The organism is Paraburkholderia sp. JHI2823, from assembly GCF_038900695.1.
Taxonomy (GTDB): Bacteria; Pseudomonadota; Gammaproteobacteria; order Burkholderiales; family Burkholderiaceae; genus Paraburkholderia; species Paraburkholderia mimosarum.
Map to the genome: position 1 here is coordinate 331,523 of NZ_JAYMRY010000002.1, position 24,000 is coordinate 355,522.

General features: G+C 66.4%; 21 protein-coding genes. 6 read left to right on the top strand and 15 right to left on the bottom strand.

Going from position 1 to position 24,000, the window contains the following annotated elements:
* Positions 1 to 91: 91 nt before the first annotated feature.
* The 4 genes from VSR34_RS04055 to VSR34_RS04070 form a co-directional block, all read right to left on the bottom strand.
* Complete coding sequence (locus tag VSR34_RS04055; protein WP_028209299.1) at positions 92 to 1,090, bottom strand: NAD(P)H-dependent glycerol-3-phosphate dehydrogenase; 999 nt, start codon at positions 1,088 to 1,090, stop codon at positions 92 to 94.
* 43 nt (positions 1,091 to 1,133) lie between these two features.
* The gene (secB, locus tag VSR34_RS04060; protein WP_028209298.1) at positions 1,134 to 1,598 is read right to left on the bottom strand and encodes a protein-export chaperone SecB; all 465 of its coding nucleotides are present in this window, start codon (positions 1,596 to 1,598) and stop codon (positions 1,134 to 1,136) included.
* A gap of 169 nt (positions 1,599 to 1,767) precedes the next feature.
* Positions 1,768 to 2,028 carry a glutaredoxin 3 gene (gene grxC, locus VSR34_RS04065; protein WP_028209297.1) on the bottom strand — a complete coding sequence of 87 codons (261 nt, stop codon included), beginning with the start codon at positions 2,026 to 2,028 and terminating at the stop codon, positions 1,768 to 1,770.
* Entirely contained in the window at positions 2,025 to 2,450 is a 426-nt protein-coding gene (locus VSR34_RS04070) for a rhodanese-like domain-containing protein (protein WP_028209296.1), read from the bottom strand. Before VSR34_RS04070 ends, grxC begins: the two co-directional genes overlap by 4 nt.
* Before the next feature lie 179 nt (positions 2,451 to 2,629).
* On the opposite strand from VSR34_RS04070, the gene gpmA reads away from it, so the two are divergent.
* The 3 genes from gpmA to moeB all read left to right on the top strand — a co-directional run bounded on the left by gpmA (position 2,630) and on the right by moeB (position 6,295).
* Positions 2,630 to 3,376, top strand: coding sequence for a 2,3-diphosphoglycerate-dependent phosphoglycerate mutase (gene gpmA / locus VSR34_RS04075; protein WP_028209295.1), 747 nt, complete (start codon positions 2,630 to 2,632; stop codon positions 3,374 to 3,376).
* 390 nt (positions 3,377 to 3,766) lie between these two features.
* On the top strand, positions 3,767 to 5,338 hold the full coding sequence (locus tag VSR34_RS04080; RefSeq protein ID WP_028209294.1) for a S41 family peptidase: 1,572 nt from the start codon (positions 3,767 to 3,769) through the stop codon (positions 5,336 to 5,338).
* Between the two features lie 195 nt (positions 5,339 to 5,533).
* On the top strand, positions 5,534 to 6,295 hold the full coding sequence (moeB, locus tag VSR34_RS04085) for a molybdopterin-synthase adenylyltransferase MoeB (protein WP_342961916.1): 762 nt from the start codon (positions 5,534 to 5,536) through the stop codon (positions 6,293 to 6,295).
* A gap of 84 nt (positions 6,296 to 6,379) precedes the next feature.
* Here the strand turns inward: moeB and ptsP are convergent, their stop codons facing one another.
* The 7 genes from ptsP to VSR34_RS04120 form a co-directional block, all read right to left on the bottom strand.
* Positions 6,380 to 8,119: a phosphoenolpyruvate--protein phosphotransferase gene (gene ptsP / locus VSR34_RS04090; RefSeq protein WP_028209292.1), complete on the bottom strand. Its 1,740-nt coding sequence runs from the start codon at positions 8,117 to 8,119 to the stop codon at positions 6,380 to 6,382.
* Between the two features lie 231 nt (positions 8,120 to 8,350).
* Positions 8,351 to 8,620 carry an HPr family phosphocarrier protein gene (locus VSR34_RS04095; protein WP_028209291.1) on the bottom strand — a complete coding sequence of 90 codons (270 nt, stop codon included), beginning with the start codon at positions 8,618 to 8,620 and terminating at the stop codon, positions 8,351 to 8,353.
* Between the two features lie 96 nt (positions 8,621 to 8,716).
* Entirely contained in the window at positions 8,717 to 9,295 is a 579-nt protein-coding gene (locus VSR34_RS04100; protein ID WP_081715779.1) for a PTS sugar transporter subunit IIA, read from the bottom strand.
* Between the two features lie 482 nt (positions 9,296 to 9,777).
* Complete coding sequence (gshB, locus tag VSR34_RS04105) at positions 9,778 to 10,731, bottom strand: glutathione synthase (RefSeq protein WP_028209290.1); 954 nt, start codon at positions 10,729 to 10,731, stop codon at positions 9,778 to 9,780.
* Positions 10,732 to 10,842: 111 nt separating this feature from the next.
* On the bottom strand, positions 10,843 to 12,132 hold the full coding sequence (gene gshA, locus VSR34_RS04110; protein WP_028209289.1) for a glutamate--cysteine ligase: 1,290 nt from the start codon (positions 12,130 to 12,132) through the stop codon (positions 10,843 to 10,845).
* Positions 12,133 to 12,547: 415 nt separating this feature from the next.
* Positions 12,548 to 14,065, bottom strand: coding sequence for an ammonium transporter (locus tag VSR34_RS04115; RefSeq protein WP_342961917.1), 1,518 nt, complete (start codon positions 14,063 to 14,065; stop codon positions 12,548 to 12,550).
* Positions 14,066 to 14,102: 37 nt separating this feature from the next.
* Entirely contained in the window at positions 14,103 to 14,441 is a 339-nt protein-coding gene (locus VSR34_RS04120) for a P-II family nitrogen regulator (protein WP_028209287.1), read from the bottom strand.
* Positions 14,442 to 14,964: 523 nt separating this feature from the next.
* Between VSR34_RS04120 and VSR34_RS04125 the strand changes: the two genes are divergently transcribed.
* Together VSR34_RS04125 and VSR34_RS04130 are read left to right on the top strand one after the other, a co-directional pair.
* Positions 14,965 to 15,222, top strand: coding sequence for an accessory factor UbiK family protein (locus VSR34_RS04125; RefSeq protein ID WP_028209286.1), 258 nt, complete (start codon positions 14,965 to 14,967; stop codon positions 15,220 to 15,222).
* A gap of 282 nt (positions 15,223 to 15,504) precedes the next feature.
* The gene (locus VSR34_RS04130; protein WP_342961918.1) at positions 15,505 to 17,169 is read left to right on the top strand and encodes a YifB family Mg chelatase-like AAA ATPase; all 1,665 of its coding nucleotides are present in this window, start codon (positions 15,505 to 15,507) and stop codon (positions 17,167 to 17,169) included.
* Between the two features lie 423 nt (positions 17,170 to 17,592).
* Here the strand turns inward: VSR34_RS04130 and VSR34_RS04135 are convergent, their stop codons facing one another.
* Complete coding sequence (locus tag VSR34_RS04135) at positions 17,593 to 18,189, bottom strand: hypothetical protein (RefSeq protein WP_238327579.1); 597 nt, start codon at positions 18,187 to 18,189, stop codon at positions 17,593 to 17,595.
* 146 nt (positions 18,190 to 18,335) lie between these two features.
* Here VSR34_RS04135 and VSR34_RS04140 point away from each other — a divergent pair, with 146 nt between their 5' ends.
* Entirely contained in the window at positions 18,336 to 18,869 is a 534-nt protein-coding gene (locus tag VSR34_RS04140) for a TlpA disulfide reductase family protein (protein ID WP_028209283.1), read from the top strand.
* A gap of 83 nt (positions 18,870 to 18,952) precedes the next feature.
* On the opposite strand, the gene VSR34_RS04145 is transcribed toward VSR34_RS04140, so the two are convergent.
* The 3 genes from VSR34_RS04145 to VSR34_RS04155 form a co-directional block, all read right to left on the bottom strand.
* Positions 18,953 to 20,302, bottom strand: a complete 1,350-nt coding sequence (locus VSR34_RS04145) for a sigma-54 dependent transcriptional regulator (RefSeq protein WP_342961919.1) — start codon at positions 20,300 to 20,302, stop codon at positions 18,953 to 18,955.
* A gap of 98 nt (positions 20,303 to 20,400) precedes the next feature.
* The gene (locus VSR34_RS04150) at positions 20,401 to 22,278 is read right to left on the bottom strand and encodes an ATP-binding protein (protein ID WP_036017470.1); all 1,878 of its coding nucleotides are present in this window, start codon (positions 22,276 to 22,278) and stop codon (positions 20,401 to 20,403) included.
* 302 nt (positions 22,279 to 22,580) lie between these two features.
* On the bottom strand, positions 22,581 to 23,867 hold the full coding sequence (locus VSR34_RS04155; protein ID WP_081715790.1) for a dicarboxylate/amino acid:cation symporter: 1,287 nt from the start codon (positions 23,865 to 23,867) through the stop codon (positions 22,581 to 22,583).
* Between the last annotated feature and the right edge of the window lie 133 nt (positions 23,868 to 24,000).

Genomic DNA, 24,000 nt, shown 5'->3' on the forward strand with positions numbered 1-24,000 from the left:
CCTCCTTTGCCTCGGCACTTGCTCCGGCCCCACGCAGGGCTTGCGTGCCCCACACAGGGCGCAGCAGGATCGCCCGACGCGCAAACGCGCCCTATTCGGCCTTCGCGTCGCGTCTGAGCAGCGCGCTCACGGCGTCGCGCGGCGCGACACCGTCGAAAAGCACGGCGCATACCGCCTGGGTGATCGGCATGTCGATGCCATGATCGCGCGCCAGCGCGAGCACCGCCTGCGCACAGCGCACGCCTTCGGCCACATGGCCGAGCGCGCCGAGGATGTCGTCGAGCGTGCGCCCGCTCGCGAGCTGCTTGCCCACGGTGCGGTTGCGCGAGAGGTCGCCCGTCGCGGTAAGGATCAGGTCGCCGAGGCCGGTCAGGCCCGTGAAGGTTTCCGCGCGCCCGCCGAGCGTGACGCCAAGGCGCGTCATCTCCGCGAGGCCGCGCGTGATCAGCGCGGCGCGCGCATTCAAACCGAGGCCCAAACCGTCCGAGATGCCGGTCGCGATCGCAAGCACGTTCTTGACCGCGCCGCCCACCTCCACGCCCACGACGTCGTCGCCCGTGTAGATGCGCATGGCGCGGTGGTGGAACGCGGCGAGCGTGCGTTCGCGGCACACCGCCGAGGCGCTCGCCACCGTCAGCGCGACGGGCAGGCCCTCGCTCACTTCGCGCGCGAAGCTCGGCCCCGACAGCACACCGTTGCTCGCGTGGCCCGGCAGCTCAGCCGCCACGACCTGGTGGGGCATCAACTGCGTTTCGGCTTCGAAGCCCTTGCAGAGCCAGATGAAGTGCGCGGGCACGCGGCCCATGTCGCGCAGCGTGCAAAGCATGCCGCGCAGGCCCGCAACGGGCGTGGCGAGCACGACGAGATCCGCCTCGCCCGACGCATGGTCGAGCGCGGCGGCGAGATCCGTTTCGTAGTGGAGTGTCGTGGGCAGCGCAATGCCCGCGAGATAGCGGGCGTTTTCATGCGTCTTGCGCAAGGTGTCGACGAGCGCGCCATCGCGCGCCCACAACACCGTGTCATGCGCCTGGGCGAGATGCCCTGCCAGCGCGGTGCCCCACGCTCCGGCGCCGAGAACGGCGATGTTCATTCCGATACTCCGCACCGGTAGTTCGTGGAGACGATCGACGCAATCAGTGCGTCGCGCTGCTTGCGCCGTCCTGCTGGGCGAGCTGCTGCAGGCGTTGCTCGTAGAGCGCCTGGAAGTTGATCTCGGCCAGGTGGATCGGCGGGAAGCCTGCGCGCGTGATCGCGTCGGCGATGTTCGAGCGCAGGTACGGGAACAGGATGGTCGGGCAGGCGATGCCGACGAGCGGGTCCACCTGCTCGGCCGGAATGTTGCGGATATCGAAAATGCCGGCCTGCTTGGCTTCGATCAGGAACGCAACCTTGTCCTTGACCTTGGCCGTGACGGTGCCGGTGACGAGGATTTCGAACACCGACTCGGCCAGGCGCTCGGCCTTGACGTCGACTTCCACTTCCACCGAGGGCATGTCCTGCTCAAGGAAGATGGCCGGCGAATTCGGCTGTTCGAGCGACATGTCCTTGAGGTAGATGCGCTGGATGTTGAAGAACGGCTGGTTGTTCTCGTCAGACATGATGTATGGCTTCCCTGATTGAATGGATCACGGCCGCATTATCGTGACATCTCGAAGTCCCGAAAAGGCGCCGCGCTACGGCAATGAACGGCAACAGGCCCGCGCAAGCCTTGGGGGCTCGCGCGGGCCGCAATCCTGCGGCGCTAGGTCGCTACGTCGTCAGGCTGGGTCAGGCGGCTTCGAGCAGCGGCATCAAGCCGCCCGCCCGGTCGAGCGCGGAGAGGTCATCGTAACCGCCCACGTGCGTCTCGCCGATGAAAACCTGCGGCACGGTGCGCCGGCCGGTGCGCGTCATCATCTCGTCGCGCCGCGCCGGATCCCGGTCGATCAGCACCTTTTCGATGTGCTCGACGCCGCGCGACTTTAAAAGACGTTCGGCCATCTGGCAATACGGGCACACCTGGGTGCTGTACATGACGACTTTGCTCACTTCAAACCTCCTTGTTTCACGACCGGCATACCGGCCTGCTGCCAGGCGTTGACGCCGCCGTCCAGCACGTGGACCTCGGCAAAACCGGCGTCCTTCACGAGGCGCATGGCCTTGTGCGACTGCTGGCCCGTCTGGCAGACCAGCAACACCGGGTTGCTCTTGTTCTTCACGAACTGGCCGATCTTCGCCTCGAGCTCGCCGAATTCGATCTGGCGCGCCGAAGGCAGATGGCCCTTCGCGAATTCACCCGCGGGGCGCAGGTCGATCACCACCGCGTTGCGGCGGTTGATGAGCTGCGTCGCCTCGGCGGTGGAAACACCGCCGCGCCCGCCGCGCTTGAGCGACGGCCACAGGAGCAACCCTCCCGAGATGAGGACGATCGCGATGAGTACAAGGTTGATGTAATTGGTGAAGAACGTCACGGAGAGTCCGCCGGAAAAAGGAAAGTCGGAGAAATCGGATTCGGGCAATCCGCTCATTATAAAATAAGCGTTTTGTCGCAGGGTGACCGCCCCCCAGCCCGGGCGCGCCGCCCGCGGGACCGGGCCGCCGCGGCTGTGTCCCCGATTAACTGCTTCCCTTACTACCGACCGGCATCTTCATGTACAAACTCGTACTCATCCGCCACGGCGAATCGACGTGGAACAAGGAAAACCGCTTCACCGGCTGGGTGGACGTCGACCTCACCGAGCAGGGCAACCGCGAAGCCCAGCAGGCGGGCCAGCTGCTCAAGGAGTCCGGCTACACGTTCGACATCGCCTACACCTCCGTGCTCAAGCGCGCGATCCGCACGCTCTGGCACGTGCAGGACCAGATGGACCTGATGTACCTGCCCGTGGTCCACTCGTGGCGCCTGAACGAGCGTCATTACGGCGCGCTTTCGGGCCTGAACAAGGCCGAAACGGCGGCAAAGTTCGGCGACGACCAGGTGCTCGTCTGGCGCCGCAGCTACGACACGCCGCCGCCCGCGCTCGAACCGACCGACTCGCGCACGTCGTACGACGACCCGCGCTACGCCCGTGTGCCACGCGAGGAACTGCCGCTCACCGAATGCCTGAAGGACACGGTGGCGCGCGTGCTGCCCGTCTGGAACGAGTCGATCGCGCCCGCCATCAAGTCGGGCAAGAAGGTGGTGATCGCCGCGCACGGCAACTCGATCCGCGCGCTCGTGAAGTACCTCGACAACATCTCCGATGACGACATCGTCGGCCTGAACATCCCGAACGGCGTGCCGCTCGTGTATGAGCTCGACGAGAGCCTCAAGCCCATCAAGCACTACTACCTGGGCGACGCCGAAGCCATCGCGAAGGCGCAGGCCGCCGTGGCCAACCAGGGCAAGAAGGCCTGACGCCTTTCCGCCCGTGCCTTATCGGCCGTTCGGGCAGCTGCCGCGCGCGGCGGCTGCCCGGGGGCCATGCGCACCGGCCCGAGCCGCCCTGCCGCTGCCTTCCGCCGGGGATCAGCGGCCGTTGCAGCACAACTGGTTGCACACTCCCCTTTTCATTTCCCGCCGTTTCACGCCGCAACTGGCAGAACTGCCAGCTTCCTGTCAGCGCCGCGCCAGGCCTCGCTTTGCGACGCACGTCTTGCGAACCACGCTGCGCCGCCGCTGTCTTACCCCGTTCTTACACACCCTATGCACAGCCTCGGCAGGTGTGCAGTTATACTTGTCCGTCGCTTTTCCATTAGACGCTGCCACGCGCCTTCCGACGCGCCTCGACCGCACGCAACATTCTCTATGCGAAAAAACCTGAAAAACATCGGCCTGATTGCCGCTGGCCTTGCGACCGGCGTATTTGCCACCCTGCAGATTTCCGCCTCCGCGCAGCAAACCCAGCAGACGGTCGTAGAACCGCTGCCGCTCGATCAGCTGCGGCTCTTCGCCGAAGTGTTCGGTCAGATCAAGCATGAGTACGTCACGCCGGTCGACGACAAGAAGCTTCTCACCGCCGCCATCAAGGGCATGGTGTCGAGCCTCGACCCGCACTCGTCGTATCTCGACAAGACCGATTATCAGGAGCTCCAGGAGCAGACCAAGGGTCGCTTCGCGGGCCTCGGCATCGAGATCTCGTCGGAAGACGGCCTGATCAAGGTCATCTCCCCCATCGAAGACACGCCCGCGTACCGCGCCGGCATCCGTCCGGGCGATCTCATCACGCGCATCAACGACAAGCCCGTGCGCGGCATGACGCTCGACCAGGCCGTCAAGCAGATGCGCGGCGAGCCGGGCACCAAGGTCACGCTCACGATCTTCCGCAAGACCGACGACCGTACCTTCCCGCTCACGATCACCCGCGCCATCATCAAGGTGCAGAGCGTGAAGGCGAAGATCCTGCAGCCGGGCTACGCGTACATCCGCATCACGAGCTTCCAGGAGCGCACGGTCCCCGACCTCGCCGCGAAGCTGCAGGACATCGCGCGCCAGGAACCGAACCTGAAGGGCATCATCCTCGACCTGCGCAACAACGGCGGCGGTCTGCTGCAAAGCGCCGTGGGCGTGGCGGGCGCGTTCCTGCCGCCGGACTCGGTCGTCGTCTCGACCAACGGCCAGATCCCGGACTCGAAGCAGGTCTACCGCGACACCTACGACAACTACCGCCTGCCCTCGTTCGACGGCGACCCGCTCAAGGGTGAAGCGGCCCAGTTCAAGACCGTGCCGATGATCGTGCTGACCAACGCCTATTCGGCGTCGGCCTCGGAAATCGTGGCGGGCGCGCTGCAGGACCAGAAGCGCGCGCTCATCGTCGGCAAGACGACGTTCGGCAAGGGCTCCGTGCAAACGGTGCGCCCGATGACGGCCGACACCGCGCTGCGTCTGACCACGGCGTACTACTACACGCCGAGCGGCCGCTCGATCCAGAACAAGGGCATCCGTCCTGACATCGCAGTCGACCAGTACTCCGACGGCGACCCGGACGACGCACTCGTCACGCGCGAAGTGGACTACCAGAACCACCTCGCCAACACGCAGGACCCGGACGAGAAAAAGGAGCAGGAAGTGCGCGAGCAGGAGCGCATGGACATGCTGCGCCAGCTCGAAGAGCAGAACGACAAGAAGACGCCGGAACAGCGCCAGAAGGATCGCGAGCGCAAGCCCGTCGAGTTCGGCTCCACCGACGACTTCCTGCTCCAGCAGGCGCTGAACAAGCTCCAGGGCAAGCCGGTGAGCGAATCGAAGTCGCCGATGGAACGCCGCCTCGCGCAGCAGAAGCCGCCCACCTCGGCTTCGGCGCCGATCGCCGTGAAGCCCGGCGCGCTCATCATGGTCCCGGGCTCGGCCCCTGCGCCGGCCTCGGCTCCGGCGAAGTAACAGGCTGCACCTGCGTTGTACCTGCCTCGCGGCCCGCGCCTCTCGTGCGCGGGCCGCGGGCCCCCTCCTCCAGCCGCTGGCGTCGTTACAATAGGCGACACCGTATTTCCCCGGCGCGCGTTTCTCCATTAAGAGCCAACGAGGCTCTCCAGGTCCATCGCAGCGCCATCGACCCAGCGCACCCGAGCGCCCGCGATGAACGACGACCAACTCCTCCGCTATTCCCGCCATATCCTCGTCGACGAGATCGGCATCGAGGCGCAGCAGCGCTTTCTCGACGCGCATGCGATCGTCGTCGGCGCAGGCGGCTTGGGGTCGCCTGCCGCGATGTATCTCGCGGCCTCGGGCGTGGGCGCGCTCACGCTGGTCGACAACGACACCGTCGACCTCACCAACCTGCAGCGGCAGATCATGCACGAGACGGCATCGGTCGGCCGCGCGAAGGTCGAGTCGGGCCGCGACGCCATCGCGCGCCTGAATCCGGAGGTGAAGGTGAACGCGCTGCAAACGCGCATCGACGACGCCTGGCTCGACACCCACGTGCCGGGCGCGACCGTCGTGCTCGACTGCACCGACAACTTCGCCACGCGCCACGCCATCAACCGCGCGTGCGTGAAGCACGGCGTGCCGCTCGTGTCGGGCGCGGCGCTGCGCTTCGACGGGCAGATCAGCACGTTCGACTTCCGCGACGACGCGTCGCCCTGCTATGCCTGCGTGTTTCCCGAGGATCAGCCGTTCGAGGAAGTGGCGTGTTCGACCATGGGCGTCTTCGCGCCCACTGTCGGCATCATCGGTGCGATGCAGGCCGCTGAGGCACTGCGTGTGATCGGCGGCATCGGCTCGCCGCTCGTCGGGCGGCTCATGATGCTCGACGCGTTGCGCATGGAGTGGAACACGATGCGCGTGGCACGGCAGCCGGATTGTCCGGTGTGCGGCGAGCGGCGGGCGCACGCTTGAGTTTTGTTGGAACCATCCTGCAAAAAGCCCCGGACACGCCGGGGCTTTTTTTCATCGATGCCGCCCGTGCTTGCGGGCAGCGGGTCACGCCTGTGCCACTCTGCGCAGCGCCGCCTGCAGCTCCTCGGGCTCGTAAGCCGCCAGCACCTCGGCCACCGGCTTTTCGAGCGACTTGAGCTGCGAGCGCAGGATCTCCTGCTTCACCACGAGCAGCTGGCTCGGATGCATGGAAAACTCGGTGAGCCCCATGCCGAGCAGCAAGCGCGTGTACGACGGGTCGCCCGCCATCTCCCCGCACACCGAAACGGGCACGCCCGCGCGCTTCGCCTCGCGCAGCGTATGTGCGATCAGCTGCAGCACGGCAGGATGCAGCGGATCGTAGAGATCGGCCACTGCGTTGTCGGCCCGGTCGATGGCGAGCGCGTACTGGATCAGGTCGTTGGTGCCGATCGAGAGGAAGTCGAGCCGGCGCAGGAACATCGGCAACGCGAGTGCCGCCGCCGGGATTTCGATCATCGCGCCAACCTGAATGTTGGGATCGTAGGCGAGGCCGGCGTCGTCGAGCTGGCGCTTCGCCTCGCGGATCAGGTCGAGCGTCTGGTCGATCTGCTGGGCGTGCGCGAGCATCGGGATCAGGATCTTGACCGAGCCGAACGCCGAGGCGCGCAGGATCGCGCGCAGCTGCGTGAGGAACATCTGCGGCTCGGAGAGGCTCCAGCGGATCGCGCGCAGCCCGAGCGCCGGATTCGCGGCGGTTTCGTAGCCGTCCCCGGCGCTCATGGAGTCGAGCGGCTTGTCGGCACCCACGTCGATCGTGCGGATCGTCACGGGCAGTCCGTTCATGAGCTCGACCGCGCGGCGGTAGGCGGCGAACTGTTCGTCCTCCTCCGGCAACTGGTCCTTGTGGTTCATGAACAGGAACTCGGTGCGAAAGAGGCCCACGCCCGTCGCGCCCGAGTCGAGCGCGGCCTGCGCGTCCTCGGGCAGCTCGATGTTCGCGTAGAGCTGGATCTTCGTGCCGCACAGCGTTTGCGTGGGCGAGAACTTCAGCCGCTGCAGCTTGCGCCGCTCGAGCGCCATCTCGCTTTGCCGGTAGGTGTACTCCTCCAGCACGATGGGAGCGGGATCGACGATCACGATGCCGTGGTCGCCATCGACGATGATGAGATCGTCCTGGCGGATCAGCGCGCTCGCCTGCTGCACGCCCACGGTCGCGGGAATGCCGAGGCTGCGCGCGACGATGGCCGTGTGCGAAGTGCGGCCGCCCAGATCGGTCACGAAGCCCTGGAAGGTTTGCCCCTTGAACTGCAGCATGTCGGCGGGCGCGATGTCGTGCGCGACGACGATCATCTCGTCACAGCCGCCGTGCAGCGCAGCGGGCGTCGCGCCCGCGAGCGCCTTCAGCACGCGCTCCACGACCTGCTCGATGTCGGCCTTGCGCTCGCGCAGATATTCGTCCTCGACGTCGTCGAAGTGGCGCGACAGGCGTTCGAGCTGTTCGGTAAGCGCCCACTCCACATTGAAGCGGCGCGTGCGGATGAGGTCGATGGTCTCCTGCACGAGCATCACGTCGTTCAGGATCATGAGGTGAACGCCGATGAACGCGCCCATTTCAGAGGGAGCGTCGGCGGCCAGGTCGGCGCGCAGCGTGTCGAGCTCGCGCTCGACGGACGCAAGCGCCGCGCGAAAGCGCACGATTTCCTCTTCGATCTGCGCGTGCTCGATGAGGTAATGGTCGACGTCGAGCGCAGCCGGGGCGATCAGATACGCGCGCCCGATGGCGATACCCCGTGAAACGGGAATTCCATGCAGCGTGAACGGCACGCGCACCTCCTCTGGTTATTTGATGCTGCGGCAACCCGCTGCAATGCGCTCTCTCAGACCCCGGTCATGATTATAAATTCCACGGCGGCCGATTGTGGTCATGCACACGTCTTCGCGCCTGACTGCGGCCATGTGCAGTAGGGCCCGCACGCGTTGCGAGGCTGGCGCTTCAAATGCAAAACGCCGCGGCTGACCGCGGCGTTCCGATGACGCGCTACGACTACGCGCCGTTCACTGACCTTCACCGAACTTGTCGGCGATCAGCTTGAGCAGCGCGCTCATGGCGTCGGCCTCGTCCGGGCCTTCGGTTTCGATCACCACCGTGCTGCCGATGCCGGCGGCCAGCATCATGACCCCCATGATGCTCTTGGCGTTGATACGGCGGCCGTTGCGGCTCATCCAGATTTCCGACTGAAAGTTGCCTGCCAGCTGCGTCAGCTTCGCCGACGCCCGCGCATGCAGGCCGAGTTTGTTCACGATTGTCGTTTCTTGTTGCAGCATGGTTCGATCGATCCGGACGCAGTGTATGGAAGTGGAGCTAGGTTCTTTCGGTTTGCCTTCTCGTGGGCAGCGTGGCTGCGTGGGCTCGCGCCGGACTCAGGTGGTACCCGCGGGCCGGAGCACGCCGGCCGCAACGCCGCCGGTGTCACCCGGGCCACGCGCCGCGCTGGCTGCGGGGCTAACTGCCGTGCTCACTGCCTGGTTTGCGGTGCGGTCTGTGGCGGCAGCTACGGCCTCGGCACAGGGAGCAGGCGGACAGCCGCACGCCGCGTCGGCGGCAGCCGGCATGGTCGGCCCGATGGTCTGGACGCCCTTGCTCGCACCGGCCAGCGCCTTTTCGACGAGCGTATCGAGCGGCGTTGCGCGGTAGCAGACGGCGCGCACCAGCATCGGCAGATTCACGCCGGCGAGCACGCGCACCTCGGGCACGGTGGCGAGACGCGCCGCGATGTTCGAAGGCGTCGCGCCGAACATGTCGGTCAGCACGAGCGCGCCGTTCTCCTCGCGCAGTCGCTCGATCTCCGCATTCGCCTGCGCGACCACTTCCGCCGGGTCGCTGTCGGGGAGCACGTCGAGCGCGCCGATTCGCGCCGGACAACCGCCGTAGATATGCGCGATGCACTCCCGCAGCGCGGTGGCGAGCGGTGCGTGTGCGATGATCAGAATCCCTGCCATGTCAGTACTCGCCGGGTCGCCCCGAGAGGACCGACACCCCTTTGCGGGGCAGCGACCGTAGGGCGCGTTGGGGATGGTTCATATCAGCTTGACCGCAAGCGGCTCCTTTGATCCACTGGATCGCATCCAGCAGCGCCGACCCTGCCGCCAGCCGTGGGCTCGCAGGGTCGGAACACGCGCCGTGGCGACGCCGTCCTGCCAGCCCGGAATTCAGGCTCGCGGCATTGTAGCAGGGTCATTTTCGCGCATGCGAGGCGGTTCTGCTCACGGCAGTCGCCTCGCAGTCGCCTCTGTGGCGCGCGGGCTCCGGGCGCCTCGGAGAACCCTTCGTGGTCCGAACCTGCCGCCCGCCAGCATGGGGCGCATCGAGCGCTGCCCCGGAAGGCGCCCACACCGGGCAGATGCCGCCATACACGCGGCATTCAAGCCCGAATACCAGGTACGCACTTCAAATGCGCCTGCCCAGCCACCACCAGCCGGACTCAGGCCGCTGCGCGCTCCAGCGCGTCGATGAACATCGCGGCCACGTCGAAGCCGGTCTGCTCCATGATTTCGCGAAAGCACGTCGGGCTCGTGACATTGACCTCGGTGAGCCAGTCGCCAATCGCATCGAGCCCAACGAGCAGCAGGCCCCGCGCCGCCAGCGCCGGCCCGAGCGCTCTCGCGATTTCCATGTCGCGCGCGGTGAGCGGCTGCGCGACGCCGAGGCCGCCCGCGGCCAGGTTGCCGCGCACCTCGTTGCCTTGCGGAATGCGCGCAAGCGAATACGGCACCGGCTCGCCGCCGATCAGCAGAATGCGCTTGTCGCCGGCCTTGATCTCGGGGATGAACTTCTGCGCCATCACGCTGCGTGTGCCGTCGTGGCTCAGCATTTCGATGATCGAGCCGAGGTTCATGCCGTCCGCCTTCACGCGGAACACACCCATGCCGCCCATGCCGTCGAGCGGCTTGAGGATCACGTCCTGGTGCTCCTCATGGAACTTGCGCAGACGCGCGGCGCTGCGCGTGACGAGCGTGGGCGCGACGAACTGCGGAAATTCGCCGATGGCGAGCTTTTCCGAATGGTCGCGAATCGACTGCGGCTTGTTGAAGATCTTCGCGCCCGCGCGCTCGGCGATCTCCAGCAGCCACGTGGACGTCACATACTCCATGTCGAAGGGCGGATCCTTGCGCATGACGACGGCGTCGAAGCCGGTGAGCGCGCGCGCATCGGGCGTGTCGTCGAACCACGTTGCGCGATGCAGGTCCGCCGTATCGCCGACGATCGTGAAGCGCCGCACATCGGCTTCGACCCGGCCGTTCACCCAGGCGAGGTGCTGCGGCTCGCACGCAAAGAGCGTGTGGCCGCGCTTCGCGGCCTCGGCCATCATCGCGTAGGTCGAGTCCTTGTAGATCTTGAACCGCTCGAGCGGATCGGCGATGAAAAGAATGTCCATATCGTCCCTGCCTTGTCCCTGTCGTGTCCCCGCGTACTTGCGGGTGTCATGACGGCAGCGCCCGCACGGTGGCGGGCGCTGCGTTCAATTGTGCGAATGATGACGGCCGGATCAGACCTGGATCGCCTCGGGATCGGTCTTCTCCAGCTCGACCGAAGCCGCCAGCAAACCGAGTCGCGCCACCACGCCGTACATGTAGAAGCGGTTCGGCGGCGCCGCACCGGCCTTGGCCCGCGTGTCGGGCAGCGCCGTGTGCTCGAAGCCGAGCGGCACGAAGTGCATGCCCGGCGCGTTCAGGTTCTGGTCGCGCTCGCGGCTGCCGTGCGCGCGGTAGAAGCCGCCCACCACGTAACGGTCGATCATGTAGACGACCGGCTCGGCCACTTCGTCGCCGATGTGCTCGAACGTGTAGACGCCTTCCTGCACGATCACGTCGCGCACCTCGAGCCCGTCCTTCGTGGCCGACATCTTCGCACGTTCGCGCTTCGTGAGTGCGGCGACCTCGGAGGCGTCGTGCACGGTCATCACGCCGCGGCCGTCCGTGCCGGCATCCGACTTGATGACGACATAGGGCTTTTCGGTGATGCCGTACTCGCGGTACTTCTTCGCGATTTTCTTGAGCACGACGTCGATGGCGGCGGCGAGCGGCTCCTCGCCCGTGCGCGCCTCGAAGTCCACGCCTTCCACGTGCGCGAAGTACGGGTTGATCATCCACGGGTCCACGCCCACCATCTTCGCGAACTTCTTCGCCACGTCGTCATAGCAGGAGAAGTGCGTGGACTTGCGGCGCACCGCCCAGCCCGCGTGCAGCGGCGGCAGCAGGTATTGTTCGTGGAGATTCTCGAGCACCGGCGGAATGCCGCCCGAAAGATCGTTGTTCAGCAGGATCGAGCACGGATCGAAGTTTTTCAGACCCAGGCGGCGCTGCGAACGCTCGAGCGGCTCGAGCACGATTTTCTGGCCGTCCGCCAGCGAAATCGTCACCGGCCCGGCGATGCTCTCGTCGAACGTGCCGAAGCGCACGTTCAATCCCGCCTGGCGCATGATCGTGGCGAGACGCGCGACGTTCTCCAGATAGAACGCGTTGCGCGTGTGCATTTCCGGAATCACGAGCAGGTTCTTGGCGTCCGGGCAGATCTTTTCGATGGCCGCCATGGCCGCCTGCACGGCGAGCGGCAGCACCTCCTGCGGCAGGCAGTGGAAGGCGCCGGGAAAGAGGTTGGTATCGACCGGCGCGAGCTTGAAGCCGGCGTTGCGCAGGTCCACCGAGCAGTAGAACGGCGGCGTGTGCTCCTGCCATTCGAGGCGGAACCAGCGCTCGATGGCCGGCGTCGCATCGAGGATGCGCTGCTCCAGTTCGAGGAGCGGGCCGTTCAACGCCGTAACCAGATGCGGGACCATAAGGGGTGACTCGCGGACGAAATGCTTGAATTGTTGGGAAACCGGTCGCGTATCTGGGGACGATTACATCAGATGCAAGACGGGCTGCCCTCGTGAATCCCTCGCGAGTCCCTTGAAACACCAAGGTCGCTCGATCCAGCCGGGCCCAAAGCGGCCCACTCGGGAATCCACGCCGGATATCCATTCTGGACCGCCTGCTGCACCCAGCGCAATTGTGCACACGATTTGAAGGGGCACTATGCCAACGCGCGAGCGGGACGCTTATTCCCGCCCGGATCCATCGGCGGCAGCAAAGGCCGCACCCGGCGCGGGAGCCCAAAAAAGAAAAAGGGCCCGCCAAGACGGCGGGCCCAGGTCGCTGCTACTTGCTCCCCTACTGGCTCAAACGAGCTTCAATGCATGCTGAGCGGCTTGCTTACTCCACGCGCTCGCCATGCAGGATCACATCGAGACCTTCGCGCTCTTCTTCTTCCGTGACGCGCAGGCCCATGACCATGTCGATCACCTTCAGGAGGATGAAGCTCACCACGCCGCTGTAGATGAGGGTCGTGAGCACACCCTTGGCTTGCAGGATGAGGCTGCCATCCGCGCCGCCGATATCCTTCACCGCGAACACGCCGGTCAGGAGCGCGCCGATGATGCCGCCGATGCCGTGCACGCCGAACGCGTCGAGCGAGTCGTCGTAGTTGAACTTGTGCTTGAGCCACGTGGCCGACCAGAAGCAGACCACGCCCGCCACCACACCGATCACGAGCGAGCCCAGCACGCCGACGAAGCCCGATGCCGGCGTAATGGCCACGAGACCCGCCACGGCGCCCGAAGCGATGCCGAGCACCGACGGCTTGCCCTTGGCGATCCACTCCGCGAACATCCAGCCGAGCGCCGCGCAGGCGGTGGCGATTTGCGTCGTGAGCATCGCGAAGCCGGCACGGCCGTCAGCCGCGACTGCCGAACCCGCGTTGAAGCCGAACCAGCCCACCCACAGCATGGCCGCACCCATCAGCGTGAGCGTGAGGTTGTGCGGGGCCATCACTTCGCGGCCGTAGCCAACCCGCTTGCCGAGCACGAGGCAGCACACCAGACCCGCGATACCGGCGTTGATGTGCACGACCGTGCCGCCCGCGAAGTCGAGGATGCCGGCGCTGGCGAGCCAGCCCGTCGGTTCCCAGACCATGTGCGCGATCGGCGAGTAGACGATGATCGACCACAGCGACATGAACACGAGCATCGCCGAGAACTTCATGCGGTCGGCGAACGCGCCGGTGATGAGCGCCGGCGTGATGATCGCGAACGTCATCTGATAGACGAAGTACACCGTCTCGGGGATGGTCGGCGCGAGGTGGCTCACGGTGAGCGTCGTCGCCTTGTCGCCCTTGATGTAGTTCATGCCCTCAAGGAAGATGCGCGAGAAGCCGCCGATGAACGAACCGCCCGGCGTGAACGCGATGGAGTAGCCCACCACCGTCCAGATCACCGTGACGACGCAGGTGATCGCGAAGCTCTGCATGAGCGTCGCGAGCACGTTCTTCTTGCGGACCATGCCGCCGTAGAAGAGCGCGAGGCCCGGGATCGTCATGAACAGCACGAGCGCGGTGGAGGTCAGCATCCACGCAGTGTCGCCCGAGTTGATCTTCGACGAATCGAGCGAGAACGGCGCGGTCGGCGCGGCGGGTGCGGCTGCGGCGGCAGCCGATGCGTCGGCCGGGGCGCTCGCGGCGGCGGCCGGGGCCGATGCGGCGTCGGCCGCGGGTGCCGAAGCAGGTGCCGCGGCCGGTGCCGAAGCGGGAGCCGCGGCGGACGCGTCAGGCGTCGAAGCGGTGGCCGCAGGCGCGGAGGCCGCGGCCGGTGCCGATGCGTCGTCCGCCAGCGCGGTGCCGACGCCGGCGGCCAGCAGCGAGCCGGCCATCAGCAAGGACATGATGTGTTTGCGCATCTTGGTTTCCTCTTGTCTCTCTGGTCTCGTAATTCCGTTACAGCGCGTCGGCGCCGGTCTCGCCGGTGCGGATGCGGATCACTTGTTCGATCGGCGTGACGAAGATCTTGCCGTCGCCGATCTTGCCCGTGCGGGCTGCGCGCTCGAGCGCTTCAATGGCCTGCTCGACGATGTCGTCGGCCACGGCGGCCTCGATCTTCACCTTCGGCAGGAAGTCGACGACATACTCGGCGCCGCGGTACAGCTCCGTGTGCCCCTTCTGGCGCCCGAAACCTTTGACCTCCGTCACCGTGATCCCCGAAACGCCGATCGCCGAGAGGGCTTCGCGCGCCTCATCGAGCTTGAACGGCTTGATGATTGCTGTAATCAGTTTCATGTAGTCCTCGCTGTGGTTGCTTCATCCCTTTGTTCGCGTCTGCGACGGGCGCCTTGCGAACGGCGCGTGATGCTTCGCCGTGTCGCCGGCGCACCGTGAGCAACAGTCGTTCGGTGCGCGGGGCAGTATTAGCAACACCCGTGCCAATCCGTTGCGGACCGCTTCGAACACCGATGCCCCGAGATTCGATGCAAGCTCGCCCAAGGCCGTGGACAATGCCGGTCGCGCCTTGAGGGGCGCGGCGCACAAGCCCCTGGCCGAACGGCCAGCGCGGTGCGCGCGCGGTGGCGGGGCGCCAGGATCGTTGCTACAGTGTTCTCAGGCTTCGCTCGCGCGCAGCGTCGCGCGGAGGCGGAAAATGGCCACCCACGCGGCGGCGCGCAGCACACTGGCCAGTCGCGCGCACCAGTTGCGCGCACACTCCCAGGCGCCCCGTCAACGCGCACCAAGATCGACCACGATCCGGCACGGGGCACAGGCAAAACGAAATTTGCACACTTTGTGTGCAGCGAAGGGGAATCGAATGAAGCAACCCAACGACGTATTCAATGATCTGCAGGCACGCGTGAGCGACCTGTTCAAGAACTCGCCCGCGCGCGATGTCGAACGCAATGTGCGTGCAATGTTGTCGCAAGGCTTTTCGAAGCTGGACCTCGTCACGCGCGAGGAATTCGACGCACAAACGCAGGTGCTCGTGCGCACGCGCCAGCGCCTCGAAGAACTCGAGCGCCGCGTAGCCGAACTCGAGCAGAAACTGCCGGTGACTAGCCAGTCCTCCTGATTATTTCCTCGCGCACCTTCATGTTCCATGAAGTGCGCAGTCGAGGGCGGCCACTGCGGTCGTAACCGCGGTGGTAACTGCGGTGGTAACTGCGGCACCGCACCGCAAGCGATCCGTACGCGAAACGCAATCGAACCGTAAAGGGGCATGGGCCTCACCAGCCTGGCGCATGCATGGCGCGCGCGTACCGCCTGCGAAACGGGTACGAAGCGGGTACGAAGCGGCTGCGAAGTGGCTGCAAAGCGTGCCCCAGTCCTGCATGCGTCCTTTCCGGAGAATCCCATGTCGCTTGCCGTGGTGCGCAGCCGCGCGCCGGCTGCCGGCCGCGCGCCCGAAGTCACCGTCGAAGTCCATCTCGCCAACGGGCTGCCGTCGTTCTCTATCGTCGGACTGCCCGACCTCGAAGTGCGCGAAAGCCGCGAGCGCGTGCGCGCTGCGCTCTCCAACTGCGGCTTCGATTTCCCGGTGAGGCGCATTACCGTCAACCTGGCGCCCGCCGATTTACCAAAGGAATCGGGCCGCTTCGATCTTCCGATCGCGCTCGGCATACTCGCTGCGAGCGGTCAGATTCCGGTCGCGGCGCTCGCGCATCGCGAGTTCGCGGGGGAACTGTCGCTTACCGGCGCCGTGCGACCAATGCGCGGCGCGTTCGCCATGGCGTGCGGCACGGCACGCGCGCAAAGCAGTGGCTCAGCGTGCGGCGAGGCGCCGGCGCTTTCCCGCGGCAATGCGGCCGGCGAAAACGAATTCGTTCGTCATGCTGACGTTTCTGCCGACGAATCGCGGGTCGCCGTTGCGTCTGCGCGGCGCGAACACCATGGCGTGCACGAGCTTTATCTACCCGCGCAAAACGCAGCCGAAGCGGCGCTCGTGCCGGGCGTCGCGGTTTACGGCGCAGCGGACTTGCGCTCGCTGTGCGCCCACCTCGCCGGCGAGGATCCCGACGCGCGTCTCGCGCCCGTGCATGCGAGCGCGTTCGATGCCGCGCCGGCCGCCCCGCCCCCCGACATGGCCGACGTCATCGGCCAGCGCGGCGCGCGCCGGGCGCTCGAAGTCGCGGCGGCGGGAGGTCATCATCTCCTGATGGTGGGTCCACCCGGCGCGGGCAAGTCGATGCTCGCGGCGCGCCTGCCCGGCCTGCTGCCGCCCATGACCGACGACGAAGCGCTGGCGTCCGCGGCGCTGCTCTCCGCCAGCGCGATCGGCTTCACGCCGCAGCAGTGGCGGCAGCGGCCGTTTCGCGCGCCGCATCACTCGTCGAGCGCGGCTGCGCTGATCGGCGGGCGCAATCCGCCGCAACCCGGCGAAATCACGCTGGCACATTTAGGTGTGCTATTTCTGGACGAGTTGCCCGAATTCGATCGACATGTGCTCGAAACCCTGCGCGAGCCGCTCGAAGTAGGCGCAATCACGATTTCGCGCGCCGCCTGGCAAACCGACTTTCCGGCCGCCTGCCAGCTCGTTGCCGCGATGAACCCCTGCCCCTGCGGCTGGCGCGGCGATCCGGCAGGGCGCTGCCGCTGCACGCCCGAAAGCGCCGCGCGCTACCTGCGCAAGCTCTCCGGGCCGCTGCTGGACCGCATTGACATCCAGATCGAAATTCCTGCGCTGCCACCCGCCGAACTGGCCGCTCGCGCTAGCGCGAGCGCAGAATCGAGCGCCGCGATCGCCTTACGGGTGCAGGCGGCGCGCAAACGGCAACTGGCGCGCCAGGGGAAGACCAATCGCGAACTGACTGGCCGCGAGACCGATGCTGTTTGCCGGCCGGACGCCGCCGGTGAAACGCTGCTGCGCGAAGCGGGAGAGCGCTTCGGCTGGTCGGCGCGCGCGCATTACCGCGTGCTCAAGGTCGCCCGCACGATTGCCGATCTCGCGGGCATGCCGACGCCCGAAGCCGCACACGTTGCGGAGGCCGTGCAGTATCGGCGGGTATTCGCCGAGCGATAGGAAAACGCAACGGCAAATCAACGGAAACCCCCGGCGATGCTTGCGCCGCCTGAGCATCCCAATCGCGCCAATAAATCGAAGTCAAGGCTTGACTTATGCACACATCGTCGTGTTAAGGCCCGTTTTATGCCGAGTCCTCCCTCCGCTCGCGCGGTTTCTATAAGCCATTGATTCTTCTAATTTTCTGGATTTCCCGAAAAGCGGCCAAAACTAACAGGAAGCCCACAGGACGGCACTTTCCAGCTTGCGGGCGGCTTTTTTCCACAAAGTTACCCACAGGTCCTGTGGGTAACCCGTAAACCTTCAATCAAATCTGGTAATTAGCGCGTTTACCTGCAGCGCAACCTTCATTTCGGGCCGCAATCGCCCGCCGCTCGGTGTGGCTGCCCTGTGCCGGCGAGGCGTGCTGCGGGGTCCAGAATCTCAGTAGAGCTTGAAAGATCCGAAGAATTGGTCAGCCTGCTCGACCGGCGGTTCGGCGCGACCGACGATCGCCACCTGGTAGGCGCGCGCGCCCTTCGCCACGAGCCGCGCGTGAATCGTGCGAGCCTCGCCGTTGGCGCCTGCCTTGCCGGCCATGCGCATCTCCATGCCCTCGATCGAACCGCCCGCCGCGAGCGGCACGGCCACGGCATGCGCCTGCGCAGGTGCGCCGACATTGCGCGCGAGGCCCGCGCGCAGGAAGTCGAGCGCCTTTTGCTGCGTCGCGGGCTGTGCGTCGGGCAAGTCGAGCGTGCCGACCACGAATACGTCGTCGGCAACTTCGGCTGTCTGCACTCGCATGCGCATCGGCGTCCCGTTCACGTCGATGCTGCGCTCGTCCTTGCCCGGCTTGGCCGGCAGATCGACGGTGTAGCCGCTCTCGTTGCTGGAGACCGTGCGCCAGTCGTAGGTGGGCGAGCAGGCGGCCAGCGCGAACGCCGTCGCGAGCGCGCCCAGCGCCGGCGCACCGGCCGCCGTGAGAGTGCGCACCGGTGCGGTCAGCGAACGGCAGGCGCGGGCATGAAAGGCGGAAAACATGAGGCGAATCGTCATGAGCGTGAAAGGTGGGTGCCATTATCCGTCGGCACATACCGGTGTGTCGTTCCACAACGTCTATGCCGTGAAATTCGGCGCTACAATGATCTGGCTTCACACCCGCGCCCTTCGGCGCAAAGGCGAGACCCATGACCGCTGCATCCCCGAATTCCTCGAACGCGCGCTCCGGCGCGATGCGCAGCATCGTCGCGGCGGTCGTGGTCGTCGCGATCGCCGTGGCAGGCTATTTCGCGTTCTTCGGCAGCCCGCCGCACGTGCCCGATGCGACCTTCACGCTGCTGTCCGGCCAGAAGGTCTCCACGAGCGACCTGAAAGGCAAGGTGTACCTCGTCAACTTCTGGGCGACGAGTTGCTCGACCTGTATGGAGGAAATGCCGAAGATGGTCCAGACCTATAACCGCTTCAAGGGCGAAGGTCTCGAGTTCGTGGCCGTGGCGATGAATTACGACGCGCCGATGTACGTCGCGAACTACGCGCAAACGCGCCAGTTGCCGTTCAAGGTGGCAATGGACGACGGCTCGGCGGCGAAGCAGTTCGGCAATGTCCAGCTCACGCCTACCACTTTCGTGATCGGCCGCGACGGCAAGATCCTCAAGCGCTACGTGGGCGAACCCCAATTCGCGGAACTCGACCAGTTGTTGCAGAAGGCGCTTGCGACTTGATACGCGCCTGATGGTGTGTGTCAACAAAAAAGCAGCGGAAACCCCGCTGCTTTTTTTACGCCTGCTTGCTCCGTCACGCGCTGCTATCCCTCGCCACGCACCGCCAGCCCATAGCGTCGAATCTTCTCGTATAGCGTGGCCTTCGCCATCTGCAGCCGCTCGGCGGCCTGGGCGACTGCACCGTTGCTCTGCTGCAACGCATCGGCGATCAGTGCGCGCTCGTATTGCTCCACGCGCTCCTTGAGCGGCAGCGCATCGTCGTCGCTGCCCGCCGCGGCCGCCGAGAGATCGTCGGGAATCCCGAGCACCCGGCGATCAGCCGCGTTGCGCAGCTCGCGCACGTTGCCCGGCCAGTCGCGCTGCGTGAGCCGCATGCGGTCGCGCTCGGTGAGGAGCGGCGCGCTGCGCTGGTAGCGCACTGCTGCGTCGAGCAGGAAATGCTCGAAGAGCGGCACGATATCCTCGCGCCGTTCGGCGAGCGGCGGGAGCGCGATCGTCACGACGTTCAGCCGGTACAGCAGGTCGCGCCGGAAAGTCCCCGCCGCGACGTGCTCGCTCATGTCGCCCTTGGCCGCCGCCACCACGCGCAAGTCGGCGCGCACGGGCTGGTTCGAGCCCAGGCGCTCCAGCACGCCATCCTGCAACACGCGCAGTAGCTTCACCTGCAACGAGAGCGGCATGCTCTCGATCTCGTCGAGAAAGAGCGTGCCGCCGCTCGCATGCTCGAGCTTGCCGATCCGGCGTTTGGCCGCGCCCGTGAACGCGCCGGCCTCGTAGCCGAACATCTCCGACTCGAACATCGGTTCCGGCAGCGCGCCGCAGTTCACCGCCACGAACGGCTTGTCGTGGCGCGACGACAGCTCGTGCAGGCTGCGCGCGATCAGCTCCTTGCCCGCGCCGGTGTCGCCGTTGATGAGCACCGAGGCGTCCGTGGGCGCGACGTTCGCGATGAGCTTGCGCACCTGCTCGATGGCCGGGCTCTTGCCGATGATGCGCGGCGCAAGCGCGTTCTGCCCCGCCAGCTCGCGGCGCAGCGCGAGGTTCTCGAGCACCAGGAGGCGCCGCTCCAACGCACGCCGCACCGTTTCGATGAGGCGCTCCGAGGCGAACGGCTTTTCGATGAAGTCGTACGCGCCGTCGCGCATGGCCTGCACGGCCATCGAGATATCGCCGTGGCCCGTCACGAGGATGACGGGCACATCGGGCGCGCGCTCGTGGCACTGCGCGAGCAGGTCGAGCCCGCTCATGCCGGGCAGACGGATGTCGCTCACCACGACGCCCGCGAAATCGGCATCGACGAGCGGCAGCGCGCCTTCGGCGTTCGCGAAACCGGCGGCGTCGAAGCCTGCGAGCTGCAGGCTCTGCACCCCCGCGCGGCGCACGAGTTCGTCATCCTCTACATAGAGCACCCGGCCGGGCGTTGCATTCACCATGTTCGTTCGTCATCCTGATTCATGAGCCAGCGTTACCTGGGTGCTCCACAAGGCGCGTTTCACAAGCCCGCTTCACAAGCCCGCTTCTCAAGCCCGCTTCACAAGCCCGCCGCACGCGCCGCGCTCGCGGCGTCCGCGCGGGCGCGGCGCAGCGTCAGCACGAAGCGCGCGCCGCCTTCCGGTGCGTTGCTCGCGGTGAGCGAGCCGCCGCAGTCGCGTGCAATCGACGAGGAAATCGCGAGCCCGAGGCCGAGCCCCTGCCCCATCTCCTTCGTCGTGAAGAACGGCTCGAACAGGCGCGGCAAGACCTCCTCGGGAATGCCAGGACCATTGTCGCGCACGGCGATCTCGAGCGTCGCGGCGCTCGCCTGCACCTCGATCGCAATGCGCGGCGACGGCACGCCCGCCACGGCGTCGAGCGCGTTGCCCACCACGTTGATGAGCACCTGTTCGAGCCGCAGGTCGTCGCATTGGGCGCTCAGGTCCGGATAGTCCGCGTCGGGATCGAGCGGCGCGGCCGGCGCGCCCTCTTCGAGCAGCGTGAGATCCACGCGCACGCCGTCGAGCCGCTTGCCGAGCAGCGCAAGCGAGTTGCGCAGCGCCCGGGCGACCGGTGCGCGCGCGCTCCTGGGCCGCGCGCGTCCGACGAACAGCTTGAGCTGATTCACGATCTTGCCCATGCGCTCGGTGAGCGAGGCGATTGCCTCCAGATTCTCGGTGGCCGCGGCGTACTGCCCGCGCTCGAGAAACACGCGCGTGTTGTCCGAGAAGCTGCGCAGCGCCGCGAGCGGCTGGTTCAGCTCGTGCGTGATGCCCGCCGCCATTTGGCCGAGCGCGGCGAGTTTGCTCGCCTGGATCAGTTCGTCCTGGGTCGCGCGCAGCTCGGCTTCGGCGCGCGTGCGTTCCGCCACCTCGCGCTGCAGGCGCTCGTTCGCCTGCGAGAGATCGGCGGTGCGCTCGGCCACGCGCTCGTTGAGCATGGCATAGGCCTTTTGCAGCATCGCGCGGCTGCGCATCACCTCCTTCACGCGCGCGCGCCGCATGCGCCAGTAGAAACCGAGGAGACACAGCGAAACATAGCCGAAGCCCGTCATGATGGTCGCATTGCGCGAGGCCTCGAGCACCGGCCCGATCGACGACATCGTGACGAGATGCCAGTCGGGCTCGCCGAGCGAGCGGCGCGTTTCCAGGTAGCGCGGCGCGCGGATGCCCGCTCCCATGCGCACGATGTCGGCGTCGCCCGGCAGCACGCGCTCGACGCTCGCGGGCAGCGGCGCGATCGGCTCGCTCGCGTACTGGCGCGTGGCGTCGATCGAGGCGATCACCGCGGGCGGCAGCGGCCGCACCGTGCGGTACTTCCACGCGGGCACCGAGGAGAGAAAGATCACGCCGTGATCGTCGGTGACGAGGAGCGGCTCCGAGGCATCGGTGCCCGGAAACCATTCGAGATTGAGCTTCACCACCGCCACGCCGACGATCTTGCCGTTGCGCCGCACGGGCTGCGAGACGTAGTAGCCCGGGTCGTGCGAGATCGTGCCGATGCCGAAGAAGCGGCCCACGCGGCCGTTCATCGCGTCGATGAAATACGGACGGAAACGGTAATCGGCGCCGACGAAGCTATCGGGATCGCGCCAGTTGCTCGCGGCGATGCTCAAGCCGTCGGCACGGATGATGTAGGTCGTCGTGGCGCGCGCGTGGCGGTTCACGTCTTCGAGATAGCGATTCGCAGCGGCCACCCACTCGGGCCGCTGGTCGACGAGCACGTCCTGCACGACCGGATGCTCGCCGACGATGTACGGCAGCGAGTCGTAGCGCTCGAGCGTGCTCTTGAGCGACGCCGCGGTACGGTCGCCGCGCACGGCGGCGTTGCGGCGCAACTGGTCGATACCGCTCTGCCACGTGAGCGCCCAGGTGAGCGCGCAGACCGCGACGAGCCCGGCAGCGAGCGCGAAGAGGATGATTAGGCGGCGCGTCACGTGAGCGGCTTCCAGACAGTGGAGGGGTCGAGGCGGATGAGGGAGATTGTGGCACACGGCCGCGCCGTAGCGTCCGGGCGGGACGGCTGGCTTCTGGCGCAGGCGGGCAACGTGAGGCAAAGTCGGACGGGAAGCGCAAAAACGGGCGACGCGGACGCAGGGGAAACGGCGCGCCGCCCAGCGGCCCAAGCCGCGAAAGACACATCGAAACATCGTCGGGCGGCGCGCGCCTCCCTGGCTTGAGCGCACCCCCGCAAGGCGGGCAAGGCGCGCCATCGGCAGCGCGCTCCGCCCAGCGCGGCTTATGCGCCTGCGCTTTCCTTCACTTGTTCCACATCGCCGGAGAGCACGGCGCGCAACTTGCTGCGGTCGAGCTCCTTCTCCCACGCCGAGACCACGACCGTCGCCACGCCGTTGCCGACGATGTTGGTCAGCGCGCGGCACTCGCTCATGAAGCGGTCGATGCCGAGAATCAGCACCATGCCCGAGAGCGGAATGGTCGGCACGACGGCAAGCGTTGCCGCGAGCGTGATGAAGCCCGCGCCGGTCACGCCGCTCGCGCCCTTCGAGGTGAGCATCGTCACCGCGAGCAGCGTGAGCTGCTGCGTCCACGTGAGGTCGGTGTTGGTCGCCTGGGCGATGAAGAGCACCGCCATCGTCATGTAGATGTTGGTGCCGTCGAGGTTGAACGAATAGCCGGTCGGCACCACGAGGCCCACCACAGAGCGCGAGCAGCCAAGGCGCTCGAGCTTCTGCATCAGTTGCGGCAGCGCCGATTCCGATGAGCTCGTGCCGAGCACGATCAGCAGCTCTTCCTTGATATAGGCAACGAAGCGGATGATCGAGAAGCCCGTGAAGCGCGCGATCGCGCCGAGCACGACGAGCACGAACACGATCGACGTGAGATAGAACGTGCCGATCAGCTTGAGCATCGGAATCAGCGAGCCGACGCCGTACTTGCCGATGGTGAACGCCATCGCGCCGAACGCGCCGATCGGTGCGAGCTTCGTGACGATCTTCACGACGCCGAACAGCACGCGCGACACGCCGTCGATGAACTCCGTCACCACGCGGCCGCGCTCGCCCAGTTGCGTGAGCACGGCGCCGAACAGCAGCGCGATCAGCAGGATCTGCAGGATTTCACCCTGCGCGAACGCCGACGTGATCGTGTCGGGAATGATGTGCATGAAGAAGTCGACGGTGCTCTGGCCGTGCGCCTTCTCGGCGTAGCTCGCCACGGCCTTGGCGTCGAGCGTGTGGACGTCGACGTTGAAGCCCGCGCCCGGCTTCAGGACGTGCGTGGCGATGAGGCCGAGCACCAGCGCGAAGGTCGAGACGATCTCGAAGTAGAGCAGCGCCTTGCCGCCCACGCGGCCCACCTTCTTCATGTCCTCCATGCCGGCGATCCCGGTCACGACGGTACAGAAGATGATCGGCCCGATCACCATCTTGATGAGCTTGATGAAGGCGTCGCCGAGCGGCTTCATGTCGATGCCGAGGGCGGGCCAGTAATGACCGAGGATCACGCCGATGACGATCGCCACGATCACCTGGACGTAGAGGACTTTGTGGAGAGGTTTCTTCACGATGGTTCCTGCGAATGAGTTAAGCCAATGGCCGCGCACTTTCGAGCGCCATGCCGCGACAGGTCGAAACGGGGGATCAGCGAAACCGGAAGATGGGATCGGACATCGGCTGTCTCCTTGATTCTTTTTTTTGTCG

Coding starts and splice junctions, on each gene's coding strand:
- VSR34_RS04115 (WP_342961917.1), bottom strand. CDS start 14,065: ATGCGCAAACACATCATGTCCTTGCTGATGGCCGGCTCGCTGCTGGCC.
- gshA (WP_028209289.1), bottom strand. CDS start 12,132: ATGGTCCCGCATCTGGTTACGGCGTTGAACGGCCCGCTCCTCGAACTG.
- VSR34_RS04100 (WP_081715779.1), bottom strand. CDS start 9,295: ATGGCAGGGATTCTGATCATCGCACACGCACCGCTCGCCACCGCGCTG.
- VSR34_RS04120 (WP_028209287.1), bottom strand. CDS start 14,441: ATGAAACTGATTACAGCAATCATCAAGCCGTTCAAGCTCGATGAGGCG.
- VSR34_RS04055 (WP_028209299.1), bottom strand. CDS start 1,090: ATGAACATCGCCGTTCTCGGCGCCGGAGCGTGGGGCACCGCGCTGGCA.
- moeB (WP_342961916.1), top strand. CDS start 5,534: ATGAACGACGACCAACTCCTCCGCTATTCCCGCCATATCCTCGTCGAC.
- VSR34_RS04145 (WP_342961919.1), bottom strand. CDS start 20,302: ATGGTGAATGCAACGCCCGGCCGGGTGCTCTATGTAGAGGATGACGAA.
- VSR34_RS04130 (WP_342961918.1), top strand. CDS start 15,505: ATGTCGCTTGCCGTGGTGCGCAGCCGCGCGCCGGCTGCCGGCCGCGCG.
- VSR34_RS04140 (WP_028209283.1), top strand. CDS start 18,336: ATGACCGCTGCATCCCCGAATTCCTCGAACGCGCGCTCCGGCGCGATG.
- VSR34_RS04095 (WP_028209291.1), bottom strand. CDS start 8,620: ATGCTGCAACAAGAAACGACAATCGTGAACAAACTCGGCCTGCATGCG.
- gshB (WP_028209290.1), bottom strand. CDS start 10,731: ATGGACATTCTTTTCATCGCCGATCCGCTCGAGCGGTTCAAGATCTAC.
- secB (WP_028209298.1), bottom strand. CDS start 1,598: ATGTCTGACGAGAACAACCAGCCGTTCTTCAACATCCAGCGCATCTAC.
- VSR34_RS04135 (WP_238327579.1), bottom strand. CDS start 18,189: ATGTTTTCCGCCTTTCATGCCCGCGCCTGCCGTTCGCTGACCGCACCG.
- gpmA (WP_028209295.1), top strand. CDS start 2,630: ATGTACAAACTCGTACTCATCCGCCACGGCGAATCGACGTGGAACAAG.
- VSR34_RS04080 (WP_028209294.1), top strand. CDS start 3,767: ATGCGAAAAAACCTGAAAAACATCGGCCTGATTGCCGCTGGCCTTGCG.
- VSR34_RS04125 (WP_028209286.1), top strand. CDS start 14,965: ATGAAGCAACCCAACGACGTATTCAATGATCTGCAGGCACGCGTGAGC.